18 protein-coding genes are annotated in these 21,263 nt (G+C 74.0%); 8 read left to right on the forward strand and 10 right to left on the reverse strand.

Translation table 11 applies throughout. The annotated features are described in order from the left end of the window. Positions 1 to 299: 299 nt before the first annotated feature. Positions 300 to 1,598, reverse strand: coding sequence for an MFS transporter (locus tag AB0E88_RS18150; RefSeq protein ID WP_361631376.1), 1,299 nt, complete (start codon positions 1,596 to 1,598; stop codon positions 300 to 302). 70 nt (positions 1,599 to 1,668) lie between these two features. Here AB0E88_RS18150 and AB0E88_RS18155 point away from each other — a divergent pair, with 70 nt between their 5' ends. After that, positions 1,669 to 2,703, forward strand: coding sequence for a helix-turn-helix domain-containing protein (locus AB0E88_RS18155; RefSeq protein WP_361631378.1), 1,035 nt, complete (start codon positions 1,669 to 1,671; stop codon positions 2,701 to 2,703). Between the two features lie 452 nt (positions 2,704 to 3,155). On the opposite strand, the gene AB0E88_RS18160 is transcribed toward AB0E88_RS18155, so the two are convergent. The 3 genes from AB0E88_RS18160 to AB0E88_RS18170 all read right to left on the reverse strand — a co-directional run bounded on the left by AB0E88_RS18160 (position 3,156) and on the right by AB0E88_RS18170 (position 5,135). Beyond that, positions 3,156 to 3,617 carry an ATP-binding protein gene (locus tag AB0E88_RS18160; RefSeq protein WP_361631642.1) on the reverse strand — a complete coding sequence of 154 codons (462 nt, stop codon included), beginning with the start codon at positions 3,615 to 3,617 and terminating at the stop codon, positions 3,156 to 3,158. Positions 3,618 to 4,091: 474 nt separating this feature from the next. Continuing rightward, complete coding sequence (locus AB0E88_RS18165; RefSeq protein WP_361631644.1) at positions 4,092 to 4,604, reverse strand: EF-hand domain-containing protein; 513 nt, start codon at positions 4,602 to 4,604, stop codon at positions 4,092 to 4,094. A 156-nt stretch (positions 4,605 to 4,760) separates the two neighbouring features. Continuing rightward, a complete protein-coding gene (locus tag AB0E88_RS18170; RefSeq protein WP_361631380.1) occupies positions 4,761 to 5,135 on the reverse strand; it encodes an STAS domain-containing protein in 375 nt (124 codons plus the stop codon). A 325-nt stretch (positions 5,136 to 5,460) separates the two neighbouring features. Between AB0E88_RS18170 and AB0E88_RS18175 the strand changes: the two genes are divergently transcribed. After that, entirely contained in the window at positions 5,461 to 6,042 is a 582-nt protein-coding gene (locus tag AB0E88_RS18175) for a sigma-70 family RNA polymerase sigma factor (RefSeq protein ID WP_361631382.1), read from the forward strand. 248 nt (positions 6,043 to 6,290) lie between these two features. Continuing rightward, positions 6,291 to 7,682 carry a maleylpyruvate isomerase N-terminal domain-containing protein gene (locus tag AB0E88_RS18180; protein WP_361631384.1) on the forward strand — a complete coding sequence of 464 codons (1,392 nt, stop codon included), beginning with the start codon at positions 6,291 to 6,293 and terminating at the stop codon, positions 7,680 to 7,682. A 190-nt stretch (positions 7,683 to 7,872) separates the two neighbouring features. Here the strand turns inward: AB0E88_RS18180 and purU are convergent, their stop codons facing one another. Both purU and AB0E88_RS18190 read right to left on the reverse strand, forming a co-directional pair. After that, complete coding sequence (gene purU, locus AB0E88_RS18185) at positions 7,873 to 8,754, reverse strand: formyltetrahydrofolate deformylase (protein ID WP_361631386.1); 882 nt, start codon at positions 8,752 to 8,754, stop codon at positions 7,873 to 7,875. A gap of 47 nt (positions 8,755 to 8,801) precedes the next feature. Further along, the gene (locus AB0E88_RS18190) at positions 8,802 to 9,302 is read right to left on the reverse strand and encodes a hypothetical protein (protein ID WP_361631388.1); all 501 of its coding nucleotides are present in this window, start codon (positions 9,300 to 9,302) and stop codon (positions 8,802 to 8,804) included. Between the two features lie 118 nt (positions 9,303 to 9,420). Here AB0E88_RS18190 and AB0E88_RS18195 point away from each other — a divergent pair, with 118 nt between their 5' ends. Next, entirely contained in the window at positions 9,421 to 10,728 is a 1,308-nt protein-coding gene (locus AB0E88_RS18195; protein WP_361631390.1) for an ABC transporter substrate-binding protein, read from the forward strand. A gap of 76 nt (positions 10,729 to 10,804) precedes the next feature. Here AB0E88_RS18195 and AB0E88_RS18200 read toward each other — a convergent pair whose 3' ends face one another. After that, positions 10,805 to 12,781 (reverse strand): hypothetical protein, encoded by a 1,977-nt coding sequence (locus tag AB0E88_RS18200; protein ID WP_361631392.1) that lies wholly within the window; start codon positions 12,779 to 12,781, stop codon positions 10,805 to 10,807. Positions 12,782 to 12,948: 167 nt separating this feature from the next. Then, positions 12,949 to 14,334 (reverse strand): transcriptional regulator, encoded by a 1,386-nt coding sequence (locus AB0E88_RS18205; protein ID WP_361631394.1) that lies wholly within the window; start codon positions 14,332 to 14,334, stop codon positions 12,949 to 12,951. A 328-nt stretch (positions 14,335 to 14,662) separates the two neighbouring features. Between AB0E88_RS18205 and AB0E88_RS18210 the strand changes: the two genes are divergently transcribed. From AB0E88_RS18210 to AB0E88_RS18220, 3 genes are read left to right on the forward strand one after another with little or no spacing between them, the layout of a single operon-like run. Then, positions 14,663 to 15,316, forward strand: coding sequence for a bifunctional DNA primase/polymerase (locus tag AB0E88_RS18210; RefSeq protein WP_361631396.1), 654 nt, complete (start codon positions 14,663 to 14,665; stop codon positions 15,314 to 15,316). Between the two features lie 27 nt (positions 15,317 to 15,343). Further along, a complete protein-coding gene (locus tag AB0E88_RS18215) occupies positions 15,344 to 16,138 on the forward strand; it encodes an ABC transporter ATP-binding protein (RefSeq protein ID WP_361631398.1) in 795 nt (264 codons plus the stop codon). Then, positions 16,135 to 17,724 carry a transporter gene (locus AB0E88_RS18220; protein WP_361631400.1) on the forward strand — a complete coding sequence of 530 codons (1,590 nt, stop codon included), beginning with the start codon at positions 16,135 to 16,137 and terminating at the stop codon, positions 17,722 to 17,724. The genes AB0E88_RS18215 and AB0E88_RS18220 overlap by 4 nt, the downstream gene beginning before the upstream one ends. A 637-nt stretch (positions 17,725 to 18,361) precedes the next feature. Here the strand turns inward: AB0E88_RS18220 and AB0E88_RS18225 are convergent. Continuing rightward, positions 18,362 to 19,303 (reverse strand): alpha/beta hydrolase, encoded by a 942-nt coding sequence (locus AB0E88_RS18225; RefSeq protein WP_361631402.1) that lies wholly within the window; start codon positions 19,301 to 19,303, stop codon positions 18,362 to 18,364. Between the two features lie 551 nt (positions 19,304 to 19,854). Continuing rightward, positions 19,855 to 20,547 (reverse strand): metal-dependent transcriptional regulator, encoded by a 693-nt coding sequence (locus AB0E88_RS18230; RefSeq protein ID WP_103786168.1) that lies wholly within the window; start codon positions 20,545 to 20,547, stop codon positions 19,855 to 19,857. A gap of 178 nt (positions 20,548 to 20,725) precedes the next feature. On the opposite strand from AB0E88_RS18230, the gene AB0E88_RS18235 reads away from it, so the two are divergent. After that, positions 20,726 to 21,211, forward strand: coding sequence for a GNAT family N-acetyltransferase (locus AB0E88_RS18235; RefSeq protein ID WP_361631404.1), 486 nt, complete (start codon positions 20,726 to 20,728; stop codon positions 21,209 to 21,211). Positions 21,212 to 21,263 lie beyond the last annotated feature (52 nt).

Genomic DNA, 21,263 nt, shown 5'->3' on the forward strand with positions numbered 1-21,263 from the left:
GGGTGGGGGGTGTCCGCCCGCAGCGGCCGGCACCGGCGGAGGGTGCCCTCGTCGGAGACGGCCGGCCGGACCGAGGACGGACACCCCCCACCCCGGCCCCGACTCACAGACCACCGCAGGCGAGACCGCAACCACCCACCAGACAGCAACGGGCCGCCGCAGGCACCAAAGGGGCGCGGGGAACGGCGCGACCAGCCACAACGAAACCCGCAGACAAAACGCAACCAGGCGCCGCAGGCAAAGGCGACCAGCCACAACGAACCCGCAGACAAAACACAACCAGCCGCCGCAGGCAACCGTCACACCGCAACCCGCCCCACCCCACCCCGCCGAATCACCAACGCCATCAACGCAGCCACCGCGCACAACGCCCCCGACGCGTACCAGACCATGTCGTAACTGCCGAAGACGTCCCGCGCCACTCCCCCCAGCCCGGCGACCACCGCGGCCCCGACTTGGTGGGACGCGAGCACCCACCCGAAGACGATCGCGCTGTCCTCGCCGTACTGCTCCCGGCACAGCGCCAGAGTCGGCGGCACTGTCGCCACCCAGTCCAGGCCGTAGAAGACGATGAAGAAGATCATCGGCGGGTGCACGCTCGGCGCCAGCAGCATCGGCAGGAACAGCAGCGAAACCCCCCGCAGCGCGTAGTAGACGGCCAGCAGCCTCCGCGGCGAGAAGCGATCCGTGAACCAGCCGGAGGCGATCGTGCCGACGACGTCGAACACCCCGATCACCGCCAGCAACGACGCCGCAGCCGTCACCGGCATGCCGTGGTCGTGCGCCGCGGGCACGAAGTGGGTCTGGATGAGCCCGTTCGTGGACGCGCCGCAGATCGCGAACGTCCCCGCCAGCAGCCAGAACGGTCCGGTGCGCACCGCCGAGAACAGCACGGTCAGCGCCCGCCGCGCCGCCCCCGTCACGGGTGCGGGTTTGGGCACGAACGCGGGGGCGCCGTACGGCTTCGCGCCGACGTCGGCCGGGTGGTCGCGCAGCAGCAGCCAGACGAACGGGACGACGGCGAGCGCGGCGAGGGAGACCGTGACGGCGGCCGGCCGCCAGTCGTGGTCGTGCTCCAGCATCCAGGACAGCAGCGGCAGGAAGATCAGCTGCCCGGAGGCGGACCCGGCCGTGAGGATGCCGCTGACCAGGCCGCGCCGCTCGGTGAACCAGCGGTTGGTGACGGTCGCGGCGAACGCCAGCGCCATCGAGCCGGAGCCGAGGCCGACCAGCAGGCCCCAGCACAGCCACAGCTGCCAGGCCGCCGTCATCCACACGGTCAGCCCCGAGCCGATCGCGATGACGGTCAGCGCGGCGGCGACCACACGGCGGATGCCGAAGCGGTCCATCAGCGCGGCGGCGAAGGGCGCGGTGAGGCCGTACAGGGCGAGGTTGAGGGAGACGGCGGCGCCGATCGTGCCGCGCGACCAGCCGAACTCGGCGTGCAGCGGGTCGATCAGCAGTCCGGGCAGGGAGCGGAACGCGGCCGCTCCGACGATCGTCACGAAGGTGACCGCGGCGACGAACCACGCGCGGTGGATGCGTGGCCGCCGGACGGGCTCCTGCTGGGCGGTGGGTGCTTCGGTCGTCTGCGTCACGTGCTGAGCTTCCCGGGTGCGCGACCGCCGGACGAGTGGCCCGAAGGACAGCGTTCGTTAGGATCGGGCCATGGATTCAGCCGACTCCGCCGACGGGTTCCGGCCGCACCGGGTCGTCGTCCTCGCCCTGGACGGCCTGCTCCCCTTCGAACTGGGCATCCCGCACCGCATCTTCGGCCGCCCCAAGGACGCCCTGGGCCGGCCGCTGTACGAGGTGGTGACGTGCTCGGTGCGCCCGCCGGGCCCGGTGCAGACGGACGCCGACTTCAGCGTGCACGTCCCCCACGGCCCGCAGGCGCTGGCGCGGGCCGACACGGTGATCGTCCCGGCGTCGTACGAACTGGGCCCGCTGTACGAGGAGGGCGTGCTCACCGACGAACTGGCCGCCGCGCTCGCGCTGATCCGCCCCGGCACCCGGCTCGCCTCCATCTGCACCGGTGCGTACGTCCTCGCCGCGGCCGGTTACCTGGACGGCCGCCCGGCGACCACGCACTGGGCCGACGCCGAGCGCTTCCAGCGGCTGTTCCCGCAGATCGAGGTGGACGCGGACGTGCTGTTCATCGACGACGGCGACGTGCTGACCTCGGCCGGGGTGGCCGCCGGGATCGACCTGTGCCTGCACATGGTGCGCCGCGACCACGGCACGGCCGTCGCGAACGAGGTGGCCCGCCGCACGGTCGTACCGCCGCACCGCGACGGCGGGCAGGCGCAGTACATCGACCGGCCGGTGCCCGATCCCCAGCAGGCGACCACGACCGCGGCGCGGGCCTGGGCGCTGGGGCGGCTGCACGAGCCGATCCAGCTGCGGGACATGGCCGCGCAGCAGGCGATGTCGGTACGCACCTTCACCCGCCGCTTCCGTGAGGAGACCGGTGTCAGCCCCGGCCAGTGGCTCACGCAGCAGCGTGTGGAGCGGGCCCGGCAGCTGCTGGAGTCCACCGATCTGTCCGTCGACCAGGTCGCCCGGGACGCCGGCTTCGGCACGGCCCAGTCGATGCGCCAGCACCTGCAGGCGGCGGTCGGCGTCACCCCCACCGCCTATCGCCGCACCTTCCGCACCGCGGGCGCCCGCGTCGACGGGGGCGGGGTCGGCGCCCTGCCCTGAGGAGAAAGTTGTCCACAGCCTGTGGACGACGGGATGCGCTCCTTCGCGAGATGCGCGCGCCTTCCGGCGAGATCGCGCCTTCGTACGGCCGACGGCGCGCGGCTGCCCGCCCCGAGCACGGCACCGCGCACCGCCGGCCGGCTCCGGCGTACCCGCCCCGGCCCCCTCGCCCCGAGCCCCCTTCGGGGGAACCGCCGCCGAACCGGGCGACCCGCACTCGCCGAGGACGCCCGTCACCGGCGCCCTCGCCGTCCCCTCGCGGCGGATCGCTGCCCACAAGCGTGATCAAACGGACACCGGGCGTCAACACCATGAGGGAGAAATATTACTTACGCCCTTTTTGTCACGGGCGCGCACGGAAGCACATCCCGGGCGCACGGCAACTCCCGGAGATCACACGGCAGGGCCGGGCGGCATCGCGGCGCGCGGCTCACGATGCGGGGGCCCACCGGTCACACCGCCTCGAACGCCAGCCCCTCGTACGGCGCGGCGAGTCCCCCGCAGACGCTGCCGGAAGCCCGGGTCGCGCTGCACCGGTCCAGTTCGCACCAGATGCGCTTGCCCGCGCCCTCGCGGCTCCAGCCCCACCGGTCGGCCAGTCCGTCGACGAGGGCGAGGCCCCGGCCGCCGGTGGCGTCGCCGTCCACGCAGCGCGGCAGGGGGGCGCGCTCACTGGAGTCGGCCACCTCGAGACGTACCGTGGCCGACTCGGCGGCGACGCCCGGCAGGGACAGTCGCAGCACGGCCGGATGGCCGGTGTGCACCACGGCGTTGGTGACGAGTTCCGACACGAGCAGGATCAGCGTCTCGGCGAGGGGTTCGTCGGCCGCTATCCCCGAACCGGCAAGCCGGGAGCGGGCCCACCGCCTGGCCCGCCCGACCTCCGCGGGGTCGGGCCGGATCTCCAGCTGCACTTGAAGCACCTGCACCGCTCACACCATCCGAACCGGCGGACACATGGCCGCGCGCCACATGAGCACCACGACGACGAGAGCCACGATCGTAGCCATTTTCTGCATGGCCAGGACAATGGCCGGAGCCTGGATCACGGAACGTGAAACCCTTATGCCCCAGCTTGGTTGACGTACCGTCACCCCAACAAGCGCTTCGGGCATATTCCAGCGCGAAGGAGTACCCGTGCGGCATACTGTGCGACGCTCGCCAGGGGGAGTCGAACAGGCACCACCGGCATGGCTCGTACCGGGAACCACTCGCATCTCACACAAGGTACCGGAGCAACCCGCCGACTCCGGGCCGTGACGACCCCCTCCGAGGACACAACCCGGTATCGACGCTCAGTGACACCGGATTGCCACGATCCGCGACATCTTTGGCCACGGCTCGGCGCCTTCCTGACCGCACAACTCCCGTGCGCCGGACCGCCGGTGCTATTCCGGCACCGTGAACCAGCGGGCGAACGCGGGCACGCTCTCCGCCTCGCCGACCTTGCCGTCGCCGTCCGCGTCCAGCGCGGCGGCCGCGGCCTCGGCCCGCTCCGGCGCGACACCCAGGGCGCGCAGCACGCGCGCGGTGTCGGAGGCGGTGGCGAAGCCGTCGCCGTCGGTGTCGGCCACGGCGAGGGCCGCGTGCAGGAAGGGGCGGGCGATCTCGGCGAACCGCTCCGGGTTGTCGCGCAGCCGCTTGACCGCGCAGGTGACGAACTCCTCGCGGGTGATGCGCTGGTCGCCGTCCCGGTCCGCCATCCCGGCCATGCCCTGCCAGAACGCCTCGGCGCCGGCGTACAGCGTCTGCCCCCGGTCGGAGCGGGCCGCGACGCCGAACTCCGCGAGCAGCGCCTTCGCGGCGACGCTGAAGTCCTCGCGGTCGATCCAGCCGTTGCCGTCCTGGTCGAAGGTGGCGAACCGGGCGGCGATCTCACGCTCGCACTCGCTGCTGACCATCTCTTCTTCGGCCGCCTTACGTCGGAGTGGGTGGTGCATCCGGCATGCGAGCGTACGACGCACGAACGAGCGCGGCGGGGAGGCGGCGGCGGTTGTGCCGAGACCGGCGGAAAACCGGGACAACACTGTGGCAATCGGCGTGAAACGACTCACATCTCAGGCCGACAGCGGCTCCTCGCCGACGGCACCCTCGAGGTCGGCGTGCACGTCGAACAGGCGCCGCACGCCGAGCGCCCCGAGGACCCGGTTGACATGGGAGCCGTCCACGGCACCCTGCGCGGGCAGCACCAGCCGCAGCCGGCCCTGGCACGAGCGCAGGAGGCGGCGGGCGGCGATGAGGACACCCACGCCGCTGGAGTCGCAGAAGTGCACCTGGGACAGGTCGAGGACGAGGCTGTGCCGGCCCTCGGCCACCACGTCGTGCACCCGCTGCCGCAGCACCGGCGACGTCATCAGGTCCAGTTCGCCCGACACCTGGAGCACGGCCCACGCCCCTTGCTCCGAGTCGGTCACTTTGAACGTCACCACCACGCCCCTCGCTCGCCAAACGGAAGGAGTTCTTACGCTTCCTCGCAGCGCGGCTGCCCAGCGGGCGTTTCCCTGAAACTCCCCATGAAAAACGGGCCCCGATCAAAATCGTCTTGTTTCAGTCGGATTCAATCTCATTTCGATACTGTTCGATCGCGCCCGCCGGTGTTCCGCGGGCAACTCCCCCGGGTAAGCGCCCCTAGCACGCACGACGCCGAGGGGGGCGCACATTGGCACAAAGGGGCGTGCGTTGTCCGACGTGCCGACTACATTCGTGAGGTCGGCGGGCGCACGCTGAAGACGGGCACGGGCAGGCTGAGGGGGCCGTATGGCGAAAAAGGACGCACCGCCCCGCTGGGACCGCAAGATGCAGCAGCGGCTGGCACGCGGCGAGGCGGCAGCCCTGGGCGAGCTCTACGACCGCTTCGCCTCTCTCGTGCACGGGCTCGCGCACCGCGTACTGGGCGACGAGCGGGCCGCCGACGGCGTCACCCGCGAGGTCTTCGCGCACGTCTGGGAACACCCGGACAGCTACGACCCGAAGCGCGGCCCGCTGCGCACCTGGGTGGCCGACCTCACCCGCCGGATGGCCGTGCAGCGGCTGCGGGCCACCGAGACCGCGGCGCTCGCCCAAGGGGCGCCCGGATCCCCCGACGAACTGGAGCGCAAGGTGCGGCACGCCGCGGTGGCCGCCCGCGCCGACTACATCGTGCAGGCCATGCCGGCCCCGCTGCGCGCCGCCCTGGAACTGGCCTACTTCCAGCGCCGCGACTACCGCCAGACCGCGGCCGACCTCGGCGTCACCGAGGACGAGGCCCGCCGCCGGCTCCGCCTCGGCCTGCAACTGCTGTCCACGGCCCACGACGCCGGCACGCCCGGCGCACCACCGGAGTACGGGGGTGCCGCGTGAACGACGCGGAGGGCTTCGCGTCCCGCGACGACGCCCGGGACCGGCCCGGCACCGCCGACGACGAGGAGGGCCGGGTCACGGCACACGGCACGGGCGCGTCGACCGGCGCCCGGGTCGGACCGCAGCTGCGTGGCACGGACGCCTGGGGGGACATTCCGGTGCAAGGCGGAAACGGTGGGGGGTCCATGGGATCCATGCGGTCCATGCGGTCCATGGGATCCGGGGAATCCATGGGGACAGGGGGGTCCATGGAGGACGGGGAGGCCGGGGAGGCCGGGCAGCCCTGGGAACCGACGGGTTCCGGGGAGCCCCGGCAGGGGGCTTCCGGGGAGGCGTACGGGTCCGGTGACGGCGGCGAGGGCGACGCCGGGGGATCCGCCGGGGACGGCGGCCCCGGTCGGCCGGGGGACGGGGACGGCGGCTTCGGGGTGCCCGATCCCGCGCGGCCGCCGCGGATACCCCTGCCCCGGCCGGCCGTCGAGGACAGCGGGCAGCCGCTGCCCGACCCGCCGCCGGCGGCCCAGCCGCCCGCCCTGCCGCACCCGGTGCTGAAGTCGCTGCTCGGGGCGTGGGCGCTGGCGGCCTGCTCCCCGGAGGAGACCGCGGCCGTCGAGGACCACCTGGGCGACTGCGGCACCTGCGCCGTCGAGGCGCGCCGGCTGCGCGAGGCCGTCGGCCTGCTCCAGCGCCCCGAGAGCCTCGACCTCGACCCGGGCCTGCGCACCCGGGTGCTCCAGGGCTGCCTCGACCGGCGCCCGCCGCGCATCCCGGTACCGGAGTGGGCGAGGGCGTACGACGCCGAGACGGCGCGGCTGGACGCGCTGCTGCAGGACTTCGGGGACGCCGAGTGGCACGCGCCCGTGCGGCTGCGCTGGTTCGAGTCCGACGCGACCACCACCCGCCGCACCACCGTCGCCGGGGTGATCGCGCATCTGCTGGCCGTCGACGGACTGGTCGCGGTGGCGCTCGGCCTCGACGATCCGCTGGCGGACGTGTCCCCGCAGGCCCCGACGCCCGCGGGGCGGACCGAGGCGTACTGGCGCGCCTCGCGCTTCCCGCCCACCCGGACGGTCCGCGGACCCTGGCGGGAGCAGAGCCATGAGCTGGTGCGCACGGTGTCGTTCACCGGCAGCACCGCGGGCCTGCTCCAGGTGCCGTACGGGGCGGGCGAACTGCCGCTGCGGGACGCGATGCTGGACCGCGCCTTCGAGTGCTGGGTGCACGCCGGTGACATCGCCGACGCGGTGGACTACCCCTACGACCCGCCCGCGCCGCGGCACTTGAACGGCATGATCGACCTGGCGGCGCGGATGCTGCCGCAGGCGCTGGCGGCGCGACGGCAGGCGGGGCTGACCGCGCCCGGCGCGACCCGCCACCTGGTGTCCGCGGGACGGCCGGGGCGGAGCCTGCGGCTGGAGATCGAGGGCTCGGGCGGCGGCGAGTGGCTGATCCCGCTGGACTCACCGGCGGCGGTCGCCTCCGCGGACCACGAGGTGGCGCATGTCGCCCTGGACGACGTGGAGTTCTGCCAGCTGGCGGCGGGCCACGTGTCTCCTGCGGAGGCCGCGGCGGGGCAGGTCGGCGACCGGGAGGCGATCAGGGATGTGCTGTTCGCTGTGGCGGGGCTGAGCCGGATGTAGGGGTGGGCGCGAGTTTCGTCGGCGGCTGCGGGTGATGGATGGCAGGTCGTGCCCACGCGGCGGAGCCGCACAGCCGACGCAGCCCCGCGCCCCTTGGTCGGCTGAGTTGCGGGCCGCCCGGGGGCGCGGGGAACCGCGCGGTCGACCACCACCCACCCTCAGCCGCCCGATCGCGGAAACCTCCGCCTCCTCAGGCGAAGACCACCGTCCGGCGTCCGTTCAGCAGGATCCGGCGTTCCGCATGCCACTTCACGGCCCGCGCCAGCGCCTGGCATTCCACGTCCCGGCCGATCGCCACCAGTTGGTCCGGCGTGACGTCGTGGCCGACGCGCTCGACTTCCTGCTCGATGATCGGGCCCTCGTCGAGGTCGGCCGTGACGTAGTGCGCGGTCGCGCCGATGAGCTTCACGCCGCGGGCGTGCGCCTGGTGGTACGGCTTGGCGCCCTTGAAGCTCGGCAGGAAGGAGTGATGGATGTTGATGATCCGCCCGGAGAGCTGCTTGCACAGGTCGTCGGAGAGCACCTGCATGTAGCGGGCGAGGACGACCAGCTCCACCTTCTCCTCGCGGACGATCTCCAGCAGCCTGGCCTCGGCCTCCGCCTTGGTGTCCTTCGTCACCGGGATGTGGTGGAAGGGGATGTTGTAGGAGCCCACCAGCTCGGCGAAGTCGGTGTGGTTGGAGACCACCGCCGCGATGTCCACCGGCAGCGCACCGATCCGGGCGCGGAAGAGCAGGTCGTTCAGGCAGTGGCCGAACTTGCTGACCATGAGGACGATGCGCATCCGCTCGTCGGCCCGGTTGATCTGCCAGTCCATGTGGAAGGAGTCACCGATCGCCGCGAAGCTGGCGCGCAGCTTGTCCACCGTCACCGGCGCCTCCGCCGAGAAGTGGACGCGCATGAAGAACAGACCCGTGTCGTGGTCGCCGAACTGCTGGCTGTCCTCGATGTTGCACCCGGTCATGAACAGATAGCTGGACACCGCGTGCACGATGCCCTGCTTGTCCGGGCAGGAGAGAGTGAGGACGTACTGGTCGGCCTGGGCGGCGGCGGGCACGGACTGATCGGTCATGCACCACAGGATCTCATGCCCGGCCCGGCGGGCGGCGGGGCTGTCCGTTACGCGGACCGCGTCAGCAGGTGCAGCACCTCCAGGGTGCGCGGCGGGGCGTCGGGGTCCTCGCCGTCGCTCGCCGCCATCCGCACGTGCGCGTCCCGTGCCGCCTGCACCGCCTCGGGCCACTCCGGGTGCTGCATGTAGGTCGCGACCGGGGCGTCCGGGCCGACCTGGTGCATGATCCGCAGCACGCGCAGCACCGCGGTGTCGACGAGCGCCGCCTCCTGCGAGTCACGGAAGATCGTCCCGACGTACTTCTCGGCGGACCAGTGGTCCAGCCAGGTGTCCTCGACCAGGCGGTACACGGCGTCCGTGACGTCGCCGTAGCCGTCCGCGCCGGCCAGCCAGACGTCGCGCTGGAAGCCGGGGTCGGAGAGCATGTGCAGCGCGGAGCGCACATTGCTGCGCCAGCGCCACCACGGCATGTCGTTGTGTGGCATGCCGCCCATGGTGCTGGAGCGACGGCCGCGACGGGAAGACTTCTCCGAACCTTGCACGGTCATCGATCGTACGTTCCCTTCCCGGGTGGCCCGTCCGGCCCCCTGCAATTCACCTTCCCGTCACCCTCCGTTGCCCCCGGGTCACTCCCCGGTTGGTGATGTGGGGGAATCGTGCGTGTGCATGACCGGCAGGCGACGCACGCGAAGCACCGTCCTCCCCTTCACCACCCGGCCTCTGACCAGAGCCGCCACAGCGGCGGCGGCCACGGTGGCGTGCGCGTCGCTGACCGTCGGTTGCGGGATCATCCCCGGTGCCACGGGGGGCTCCGGGGGCGATCCCGTCACCGTCATGACCTGGGCGCCGATGGAGACCACCGCGACCAACAAGCCCGGTATGCCCGCCTTCGCCGAGGCCTACGCGCGCTGGGTCAACGCCCACGGCGGCATCAACGGCCGCAAGCTGAAGGTGCTGACCTGCAACGAGCACAACGACACCGTGGCCGCCGCCAAGTGCGCCCGGCGCGCGGTCAACGAACACGCCGTCGCGGTCGTCGGATCGTACAGCCAGTACTCCGACTCCTACTTCCCGCCGCTGGAGAGCGCCGGCATCCCCTACATCGGCGGGTACGGCGTCACCACCGCCGAGTTCACCAGCCCCCTGTCGTACCCCGTCAACGGGGGCCAGCCCGTGCTGCTCGCCGGCCTCGGCCGGGAACTCGCCGCCCGCTGCGGCCGTGTGGCACTGGTGCGCCCCGACACCATCGCGGGCGACGAGCTGCCCTCGCTGCTCGACGCCGGGCTGAAGGCGGGCGGCCACCCGGACGCCGGGGACCTGGTGGCCGACGAGGACGCCACCGAGTACGAGGCGCAGTCCGAGCAGGCGCTGGAACACGCCGCCCGGGGCTCCGGGAAGAAGGGGTGCGTGGTGCCCGCGCTCGGTGACCGCACGGGCACCTTCATGGACTCCTTCCGCCGCAGGCGGGCGCAGTATCCCGGGGTGGGCGCGGCCACGGTGATGGGCAGCGTCGACCAGACCGCCGTCGACGCCTCCGGCGGGAAGTCGGGGCCGTACGAGGGGTCGTACATCACCGGCTGGTACCCGGTGTCCACCGATCCGCGCTGGGACGGGATGAAGCAGGTGATCAGCGAGCAGGCGTTCACCGACAACCGCATCGATCCGGCCGACGCCGGCGTGCAGACGACGTACATCGCCTACACGGCCTTCCGCAAGGTCGTGGAGTCGCTGGGCGGCGGCGAGGTGACCGCCGACACCGTCCGGCACGCCCTGGACGACGGTGTGTCGGTCCCGACGGGCGGGCTGACGCCGACCCTGACCTGGCCCTTCGCGGGCAAGCTCGCCCCCGTCGGCTTCCCGCGCCTGGTCAACACCGACGTCACCCTGCAGGTCGCCCGGGACGGCCGGCTGGTCGCGGCCCGCCAGGGCTTCGTCGACGTGACGGACACCCTGAAGAACGCCCACCTGAACTGAACCGTCCCGCGGCGGCCACGGCCCCGGGACCGGTTCACGGCCGCCCGCTCACCGCCGGCGGCTCAGCGCCGGCGGCTCACAGCTGGCCGGCCTGCCGCTGGGTCAGCCCGTACTGCTGCGCGATCGCGTTCCACAGCGGGGCGGCCTTCTGCTTCTGCGCGCTGGCGGTGCCGCTGGCCCGGTTGCCGGCCTGTGCCTGGGGCGTGCCGGCGGCCTTGCCCTTGTGGCACAGCTTCTTGTTGCCGGCGACCTGGTCGGCCCACGCCGCGTAGTGGCTGTCCGCCGACGCCGACGCCTGCCAGGCGCTCTTCAGGGCGCCGGTCAGGGCGGCGTTGTTCGGCAGCTTGTCCACCGGCACCGTCGCCAGCCGGGTCACCAGGCCGGTGCGCTGCTGGGCGGCGTCCCGCAGGTTCTTCGCCGCCGGGCCCAGGTTGCGGCAGCTCTTGACGTCGGCGACCGCCGCGATCACCGCGGCACGGCTGCTGCCGCTGTCGGCGAGCAGCTTGTCCAGCGCCACCGCCTGCTCCTTCGCCGGGTCGGCGGCCGGCGGGGCGGAGGAGGAGGATGCGGTCGGGGGGGCCGTCGCGGAGACGTTCGCCGGGGCGTCGTCCTTGGCGTCGTCGGAGCCGCCGCCCGCGCCGAGCAGCGCGCCCGCGCCGATGCCGACGACGGCTATGCCGACGCCGATCGCGGCGAACAGCGGGACCCGCGAACCGGCACCGCGCCCGCCGCCGCGGCCCGCGCCGCCGTCGTCGTCCCGCGCACCGCGCCGGCCGCCGGCCGGCGGGACGTACCCGGGCTGGGGCGCGCCGGGCCGGTTGCCGACCTGGGGCAGCTGCTGGGTGGCCGCCGCGGGGGCGACGGCCGGCTCGTCGCGGAACAGCCCCGCGAACTCGGCCGGCGGCTGCCGGTCGCCGTATCCCGGCTGGGCGCCGGGCTGTGCCGGGACCGGCGGGATGTACTGGGTGGCCTGCGCGTCGGGGTCGGCGGCGGGCGGCAGCGGGCCCGAGCCGGGCTGCGGACCCGCGTGCTGCGGGGCGCGGCCGAGGAACCGGGTCGCCTCCGCCGACGTCTCGGGCGGCAGCGCGCCGGGGCCCACGGGCGGGATGTAGCGGGTCGCCGCGTCGTCCCCGGACCCGGCGGCGACGGGCGGGATGTACTGCGTCGCCGCTTCGCCGCCACCCGCGGCCACCGGCGGCAGGTACTGGGTCGCGCCGTCGTCGGCGGGCGGGAGCGGGCCCGCGGCGGGAGGCAGGGGGGCGCCGTGCGCGGGCGGGAGGGTGCCGCCGTACCCCGCGGCGGGGGCCCCGGCGGGAGGCAGCGGCGCGCCCTGACCGGGTGCGGAGACCGCCGCCGCGCCCGACGGGAGCGGTCCGGGGCCGGACTGCTGCCCGGGGTTCGGCTGCTGTCCGGTCGTCCCGGGGCCGGACTGATGGCCGCCGGCCATGCCCGGGCCGGCCTGCGGCCCTGCGGGCGCCCCGGGGCCGTAGCCGCCGGAGTGCGTCTGCGGGGCGCCGTAGGCGTCGTGCGGGGCGGGCGCCGGGGTGTACGGCGGCGGGGTGCCCTCGGCGGGCAGCGGGCCCGCGCCGCTCCGACCGGCCGGGGGCCACTGCTGAGCGCCGGACTGAGCGCCGGACCATCCCTGGTCCGGCGCCGGGGCGGGGCCGGAGTGCTGTGCGGCGGGGCCGGGCTGCTGCGGGGCCTGGCCCGGCTGCTGCTCGGGGCCCCACGGGCCGCCCCAGGCCTGCCCGCCCGCAGGAGCCGCCGCGCCCTGGCCGCCGTACTGCGCACCGGGCGCGGCGCCGTGCTGCGGGGCACCCTGATACGGCCCCGGCTGTGATCCCGGCTGCGGCCCCGCGCCCTGCGGCCCGCCGGCGTACGGGCCGCCGTAGGGGCCTCCCGCGTACGGTCCCCCGGTGGGATTCCCGGCGTAAGGGCCCTGTGCGGGGCCGCTCATGCCCGGCAGCACGGGCTCGCCGCCGTCGGAGGGCAGCACGATGCCTTCGCGCGCGGGCTGCGCCGAGGGCTCCTCGCCCTGTCCACTCTGCGTCACCGGGACTCCTACGAATGGGGGACCTTGGTCAATCGTCGGCTCACGCTACCGGGTCCCCGGATGCCCATGCCACGCAGCTGAGGGAGGCACCTCCTTCCCTGTGATTCCCGTAACAAACCGGCGCTCCCGCACGCTGTACACGGTCCCCACGCGCGTGCGCGGCCCGTTCACGCCGCCGTCTGCAGGTCCAGCCGGGCGCCGAACTCCCTTACCACCGACTCCTCCCGGAACGGTTCCAGGCGTTGCGAGAAGTCCTCCAGGTACTCCGCACCCCGGTTGGACCTCAGCGACTCCAGCAGCTCGACGGCCTTCAGCCCCGTCGCGCAGGCCTGTTCGATCTCCCGCTGCTGCACCTGTGCCGTGGCCAGCAGGACGTACCCGATGGCCCGGCGCCGCGCCCTGCTCACGGGATGCCCGGCCAGCGACTGCTCCGCGTACCGCGCGGCCGCCTCCGGCTGGCCCAGATCGCGGTGGCAGTGCGCCAACTCGTCGGCGAGATACGCCTCGTCGAAGTGCGCGATCCACGCCGGATCGTCACCCGAGGCGGGGTCGGCCGCCTCCATGGCGCTCACCGCGCGGCCGCTCGCCGCGTGCGCGGCACGCACATCGCCCAGCAGGGCGTGCCCGCGCGCCTCCGCCGCGAAGAACATCGCCTCCGCGCGCGGGGTGACACGGCCACGCGCCCCTTCCTGCGCCGCCCGCGCCAACTGCGCGATCTCCCGCGGGTTTCCGAGCTGCGCCGCCAGGTGGCTCATGGAGGCGGCCAGCACGTATCCGCCGTAACCGCGATCGCCCGCCGCCTGTGCGAGGCGCAGCGCCTGGATGTAGTACCGCTGGGCGAGCCCGGGTTGACCGGTGTCGACGGCCATGTACCCGGCGAGTTCCGTCAAGCGGGCGACGGAGGCGAAGAGTTCACGGCCGACCGCCTCCCGGTACGACCCCGCCAGCAGCCCGGAGACGACACTGTTGAGGTAGTGCACGACGACCGGCCGCACATGCCCGCTGCCGTACTGGTGATCCAGCTCCACCAGCGCCTGCGTCATCGCGCGCACCGCGTCCACGTCGGACAGGCCCACCCGCGGGCCGGCCTGCCGTGCCACCTGCGCGTCGGGCGCCGAGATCAGCCAGTCGCGGCTCGGCTCGACCAGCGCCGAGGCGGCGACGGACGAACCCGACAGGAAGTCGCGCCGCCCCACGTCGCTGCGCCACAGCTCGCAGACCTGCTCGATGGCTCCCAGTACCGTCGGCGAGAACTGGAGGCCGACGCCCGAGGCGAGGTTCTTGCCGTTGGCCATGCCGATCTCGTCGATCGTGACCGTACGGCCGAGTTTGCGCCCCAGCGCCTCCGCGATGATCGCCGGCGCCCTTCCCCGGGGCTGCTGTCCGCGCAGCCAGCGCGCCACCGACGTCTTGTCGTACCGCAGATCGAGACCGTGCTCGGCGCCGCACATGTTGACCCGGCGGGCGAGCCCGGCGTTCGAGCAACCCGCTTCCTGGATGAGCGCCTGCAGCCGTTCGTTCGGCTGCCGCGCGACGAGAGGCCTTGCGGCCATTGGCACTACCCCCTGTGGCTGCGGTGCCTGCCCGTGCACCGAGTTGACGTGTCTTCCATGGCCTTCTCCACTCGTCGAGCGAGTCGCCGGGCGGCGTGAAGATCCGGCCGTGAAGATCGATGCCCAGCGGACATACCGAAAATGCGAGGCATGGGCGGATTGCCGGGGTAACGGCGGATGCCGCCCCCACGTGGTTACCCGCTCACCACTCCGAACCTTCCGCGCGCCCCCGCCTGTGCACCCATGCGCCCCGGACGCCGAATCGATGCTCCTCCCCCGCGCGCGATACACCCCGTAACCGGAGATGGGTGCGGGAGTTGTGTTCCACGTGGAAGAGACGATCCCGGGCACCGAAACCGCGCAGATCCCCGAGCAGCGCGGGGAATCCCTGCTGGAAGCCGCAGTTCGCTACGTCGAGGAGCGCCACTGGGACGTGTTTCCCGGCGTCTGGCTGGAGGCCGCCGACGGGGTGCCGGTCTGCTGCTGCGGCGACCCGGCGTGCGCCGCCCCCGGCGCACACCCGGCGCGCGAGGACTGGGCGACACAGGCGACGGGCAGCGCGACGGTCGCGCGCCGGATGTGGCAGAAGCAGCCGGCCGCGTCCATCCTGCTGCCGACGGGACGCACGTTCGACGCGCTCTCCGTCCCGGAGACGGCCGGGTTCCTCGCGCTGGCGCGGATGGAGCGCATGGAGCTGACGCTCGGCCCGGTGACGCTGACGCCGGACCGGCGGATGCACTTCTTCGTGCTGCCGGGCGCGGTGGCGAAGCTTCCGGAGCTGGTACGGAAGCTGGGCTGGTCGGTGTCCTCGCTGGACCTGGTGGCGCTGGGCGAGGGCTCCTGGGTCGCCGCGCCGCCCACGCGCTACGGCACGCGAGGCGCCGTTCAGTGGGCCCGGCGGCCCACTCCCGCGAACCGGTGGCTGCCGGATGTGGAGGAACTGGTGTCACCGCTGGCGTATGCGTGCGGGCGGGACCGCTGATCCCACCTCTCCCCTTACGGTTCTCTCATGACGGAGGGAACAGAAGGGGACCGGCCGGCCGCTGTTCGTGTGCGGGGGCTCTGGAAGCGGTTCGGGCAGCAGATCGCCGTCGGGGGGATCGATCTGGAGCTGCCCGCGGGGCGGTTCATCGGGCTCGTCGGGCCGAACGGGGCGGGGAAGACCACCACGCTGTCCATGGTCACCGGGCTGCTGCGGCCGGATCAGGGCACCGTCGAGGTCGTCGGGCACGACGTGTGGCGCGACCCCGTACAGGTGAAGGCACGGATCGGGGTGCTGCCGGAGGGGCTCAGGCTCTTCGAGCGGCTGTCGGGGCAGGAGCTGCTGGCGTACACGGGCAGGCTGCGCGGACTGCCCGGCGCCGAGGTCGACAAGCGGGCCGGTCAGCTGCTCGACGTACTCGATCTGGCGGGCAGCCGGCACAAGCTGGTCGTCGACTACTCCACCGGTATGCGCAAGAAGATCGGCCTCGCGGCGGCTCTGCTGCACAACCCCGAAGTCCTCTTCCTGGACGAGCCGTTCGAGGGCGTCGACCCGGTGTCCGCGCAGACCATCCGGGGCGTCCTGGAGCGCTACACCGCCTCCGGCGCGACCGTCGTCTTCTCCTCCCACGTCATGGAACTGGTGGAGTCGCTGTGCGACTGGGTGGCCGTGATGGCCGCCGGCCGGATCCGGGCGCAGGGCCCGCTCGCCGAGGTGCGCGGCGCGGCACCCACCCTGCAGAAGGCGTTCCTGGAACTGGTCGGCGCGAGCGGCCGCGACGCCGGGAGCGACCTCGACTGGCTGGGCGGCGGCGGACGATGACGAACGTGACCGCCACCGTCGTACGGCTGAAGCTGTCGCTGCTGCGCAACGGGCTGCGGCAGTCCGGGGGGCGGCGGGCCGCGTACATCGCCTCCGCCGTCGTCGCCCTGCTGTTCGCCACGCTGCAACTGCTCGGCCTGATCATGCTGCGCGGCCACGCCCACGCCGTCTCCTTGGTGGTGCTGCTGGTCGCGGTGCTGAGCCTGGGCTGGGCGGTGATGCCGCTGTTCTTCCCCGGCGGGGACGAGACGCTGGACCCGACCCGGCTGGTGATGCTGCCGCTGCGCCCTCGGCCGCTGGTGCGGGCGCTGCTCGCGGCTTCGCTGGTCGGCATCGGGCCGCTGTTCACGCTGCTGCTGCTCGTCGGGTCGGCGATCGCGGTGGCGCACGGGGCGGCCGCGTACGCCGTCGCCGTCGTCGCCGTACCGCTCGCGCTGCTGGTGTGCGTGGCGCTGGCGCGGGCGGTCGCCGCCGCCAACGTCCGGCTGCTGACCAGCCGCAAGGGCCGCGATCTCGCGGTGTTGAGCGGCCTGGTGATCGCCCTCGGGGCGCAGGCGGTCAACTTCGGCGCGCAGCGGCTGGGCAGGGCCGGGCTGGGGGAACTGGACCCGGCGGCGGCCGTGGTGCGCTGGCTGCCCGGGGCGTCGGCGCTCGGCGCGGTGCACTCCGCCGGCTCCGGCGCGTACGGCGTCGCGGCCGGCCAGCTGCTGGTCAGCGCGGGCGGGCTGGCGGCGCTGGTCGCGGTGTGGGCACGCACCCTGACCAGGCTGATGACCGCGCCCGACGCGTCCACCCTGCCGGCCGGCGAGCCCGCCGGGCGGGAGCGGGACTCCTCGCAGGGGCTCGCCCGGCTGCTGCCCGCCGGGCGCACCGGGACGGTCATGGGACGCAGCCTGCGCTACATCTGGCGCGATCCGAAGACCAAGGCGGCCTGGGTGACCTCGCTGGCGATCGGGCTGATCGTGCCGGTGTTCAACGCGGTGCAGGGCACCGGCTCGATCTACTTCGCGTGCTTCGCGGCGGGCATGCTCGGCATCCAGATGTACAACCAGTTCGGGCAGGACACCTCCGCCTTCTGGATGGTCGCCCTGACCATCTCCTCCCCGCGCGACGCCTACGTCGAGCTGCGCGGGCGGGCGCTGGCGCTGCTGGTGGTGACGCTGCCGTACGCGACGCTGGTGACCGTGGTGACGACGGCGCTGCTCGGCGACTGGGGCCGGCTGCCCGAGGCGCTGGGGCTGTCGCTGGCCCTCCTCGGCGCGATGCTGGCCACGGGCGCGTGGACGTCGGCCCGCTTCCCCTACTCCATTCCGCAGGAGGGCCACAAGAACGTGGTCCCGGGGCAGACGGGCCTGGCCTGGATCGCGATCTTCGGCGGCATGGTCGCGGCGGCGCTGCTGTGCGCGCCCGTCATCGCGGTGACGGTCTGGCTGAACGTCACCGGTGAGGCGGGCGACGTCGGCTGGCTGCTGCTGCCGGTGGGCACGGTGTACGGCGCACTGATCACCTGGCTCGGCCTGCACCTGGCAGCACCGCGCACGGCGGCACGGCTGCCGGAGATCTTGACGGCGGTGAGCAAGGGGTAGGGGGCGGGGCGCCGGGGGTTCAGGGGGCCGGGGGCCATGGGCCGGGGCGCCGGCGGGGCGGGGGCCGGGGTGCCGAAGCACCAGCGGGCCGCAGCGCCGGTGTGCCGGAGCGCCGACGAGCCGGGCGCCGGGCCCCGGGCCGCCGAAGCGCCAGCGGGCCGCAGCGCCGGGGGCCAGGGCGCCGGCGGGCGGCTGGCCACAGCGCCGAGGAGCCGAAGCGCCAGCGAGCCGGGGGTGCGGGGGCCGGGCCGCCGAAGTGCTGGGGGGCCGCAGCGCCGGGGCGCCGGGGGCCGGCTGGCCACAGCGCCGACGAGCCGAAGCGCCAACTAGCCGGGGGCCCGGGGGTCCGAGGGTCCGGGGGCCGGGCCGCCGAAGTGCTGGGGGGCCGCAGCGCCGGTGTGCTGGGGCGCCGCGGGCCGGTGGGCCGGGGGTCGAGGGGCGGGGGCGCGGGGCTGGCCGCCGAAGCGCCGGCTGGCCACAGCGCCGGGGACCGGGGCGCCGGTGGGACGGGGACGGGGCGCCGGCGGGCCGCAGCGCGGGGCGCGGGGGCCCGGCCGCCGAAGCGTCGGGGCGTCGGGGGCGCGGGGCGCCAGAGCGCCGGGCGCGCGGGGCCGTAGCGGCTTCTCTGCCCGCGGTCCTACGCGCCGAGCACCGATTCGAGGAACGGCTCGATCGCCGAGCGCCAGGCCTCCGGCTGGTCGTAGTGGACGAGGTGGCCGGCGTCGGCCACCTCCGCGTACTCGCCGCGCGGCAGGACCCGCACCATCTCCTGCGCCTCGGCCCGCCCCAGCTCGCCGTCCAGCCCGCGCACGACGAGTGTGGGGCACCGGACCTGCGTGAGCTCCTCCCAATGCGCGTCGTACACCCAGGTCTCGCGGGACTTGAGCATCTGCTCCGGGTCGAAGACGGGGCGCCAGCCGTCCGGGGTCTCCTGCATGACCTCCGCGTAGAAGGCGCCGCGCGCGGGGTTGGGGCGCTCCACCCACGGGTCGTCCTCGCCGAACCACTTGCGGACGTCGGCCAGCGTGGCGAAGGGCAGGGGCCAGGAGCGGAACCAGTCGCCCCACTCGCGCTGCGAGGCCGCGCCCAGCGCGGAGGCCCGCATGTCGCAGATGACGAGGCCGCTCACCAGGTCGGGGCGCTTGGCGGCGAGCTGCCAGCCGGTCAGCGCGCCCATGGCGTGGCCGACGACGACGGCGGGTCCGAGGCCCAGCTGCTCGAGTGCCGCCTCGGCGTCCTCGACGTAGGCCTCGCGGGTGAAGGCGGCCCGCGGGGGCTTCTCGCTCCGGCCGTGCCCGCGCTGGTCGAGGGCGACGGCGCGGTGCCGCTCGGAGAGCCAGCGGGCGGTGGACGCCCAGTGCGCGGCGCGGCCCATCAGGCCGTGCAGTAACAGCACGCCGGGCGTGGTGGCCGGCCCGCTCGGCTCCTGCCGGGTCGGGGCGCCCTCGGGAGCGTCACCTGCGAGCGCCTCGCCCTTAGGGGGATCACTCCTGGGGGGATCTCCCTTGGGCGGGTCGCCGAACTCCCAGGCCGCGAGGCGTACGCCGCCCGCGCCGGTCACGTCGATACGCCGCACCATTGGATCTGGCACCCCCCACGCTCCGCGCTGTCGCTGCCACCGCACCGTGTCGCTGCCCCGTCAGCCCCGGGCGGCCTCCGTCATCCGTTCCTCGCAGACTATCGAATGGGTATTCGAAAATAGGCTTCTGCGCGGGCAACACCCCTCCTTCGAGTGACCTCGCTCAAGGAATGATCGGCGCCGCCGAGGGGAGATCTTCAACAGGAGGCGGACCGCTCGGGGAAACCGGTCCGAGGGGAATGACCCTGAGAGCTCGGGGCTCCGGGTCAGAACAGGGGAGGACAGGCCCCGGCGCCCATGGGCGCCGGGGCCCTCCCCATGAATACGGCGCATCTTCCCGCCCCCTCGGCTGCGGACCTCCCCGCGACAGCCTCGCACGCGAGGGCGGGGCCGCGCTGCGATTGACGAATCTCAGCCCGGCCGCCGGCGCTCGGCGCCCCGTCGCTGCCCGTGAAGCTTCGGCGCCCGGTGCCGTCGGCCGTCGCCGGGCGCCCCGGGGGGTCAGCGCTTGGGTCGGCGCTCGGCTCGGCGGCCTGGCTCAGCGGCTCGGGTCAGCGCTTGGCGACGAAGACGTGCGAGGCCACGTCGGCCGCCAGCTCGGCCGCCTCACCGCCGCTGCCCACCAGCACCCCGCCCGCCGACTCCGTCACGCTCACGACCGAACCGGGCTGCACGCCCGCCCGGCGCAGCGTGTACATCAGCTGCGCGTCCGTCTGGATCGGCTCACCGATACGGCGCACCACGACCGTCTTGCCCTCCGTCCCCGGGTCCAGGTCGGCCAGGGACACCATGCCCTCGTCCAGGAACGGGTCGGCGCCGTCCTTCTCGCCCAGCTCCTCCAGGCCCGGGATCGGGTTGCCGTACGGCGACTCGGTCGGGTGCCGCAGCAGCTCCAGCACCCGGCGCTCGACGGCCTCGCTCATCACGTGCTCCCAGCGGCACGCCTCGGCGTGGACCTGCTCCCACTCCAGGCCGATCACGTCGACGAGCAGGCACTCGGCCAGGCGGTGCTTGCGCATCACACGCGTGGCCAGCCGGCGGCCCTCGTCGGTGAGCTCCAGATGCCGGTCGCTGGCGACGGACACCAGGCCGTCCCGCTCCATCCGGGCCACCGTCTGGCTGACCGTCGGCCCGCTCTGGTCGAGCCGCTCGGCGATCCGGGCGCGCATGGGGACCACACCTTCCTCCTCCAGCTCGAGGATGGTGCGGAGATACATCTCCGTGGTGTCGATCAGTCCGGACATACGTGCCCCTCGATGAGATCTGCCGAAGGCTCGACGGCACTTTCGGCGCGTGCGCTGGCCCTGGTGTCAATTCTGCCGGATCCCACTGACAACCGTGCCGCGTCGCCAGGAGGGCCCCGTCCCCCGATGCCCGGTATCCGATGGACGTGTCCATGCCCGTCACCTAGCGTGTGCCGCCATGACCAGGGACACGGGGCGCACAGGACTGCGGATCGAGACGGTGACCGGTGAGGACATGCTGGAGGAGTGGCGCCACGTGCACAACGTGATCGTCCCGCCCGCCGCCATGACCCCCGACGAGGCCCGCGACCGGCAGGAACGCTACCGGCTCGCCAACGCCTACCTCGACGGCGTCCTCGTCGGCTGCTCGACCGTACGGCCGCCGCGGGACGGGGCGGCGACCGTCATCGCGCGCGTGCTGCCCCCGTACCGCCGACAGGGCATCGGCACCGCGCTGTACGAGGACGGACTCCGGCACGCGCGCGTGCGGGGCGCCCGGACCGTCGAGACGTGCGTGCTCGCCGCCAACACCGACGGGCTGCGGTTCGCCCTGGCCCGCGGCTTCACCGAGACCGACCGCTACACCCTGGACGGCGAGAGCGACCAGTGGATCGACCTGCGGCTCGCCCCGCCACACGCGCAGTCGCTCGCCACGCGCGCGTAGGGGTCCGCCCCGCGCACCCAGCCGGCCGCCACGCGTACGCCGACCCCGCCCG

Origin of the sequence: Streptomyces sp. NPDC028635, from assembly GCF_040637635.1 — a bacterium.
Taxonomy (GTDB): Bacteria; Actinomycetota; Actinomycetes; order Streptomycetales; family Streptomycetaceae; genus Streptomyces.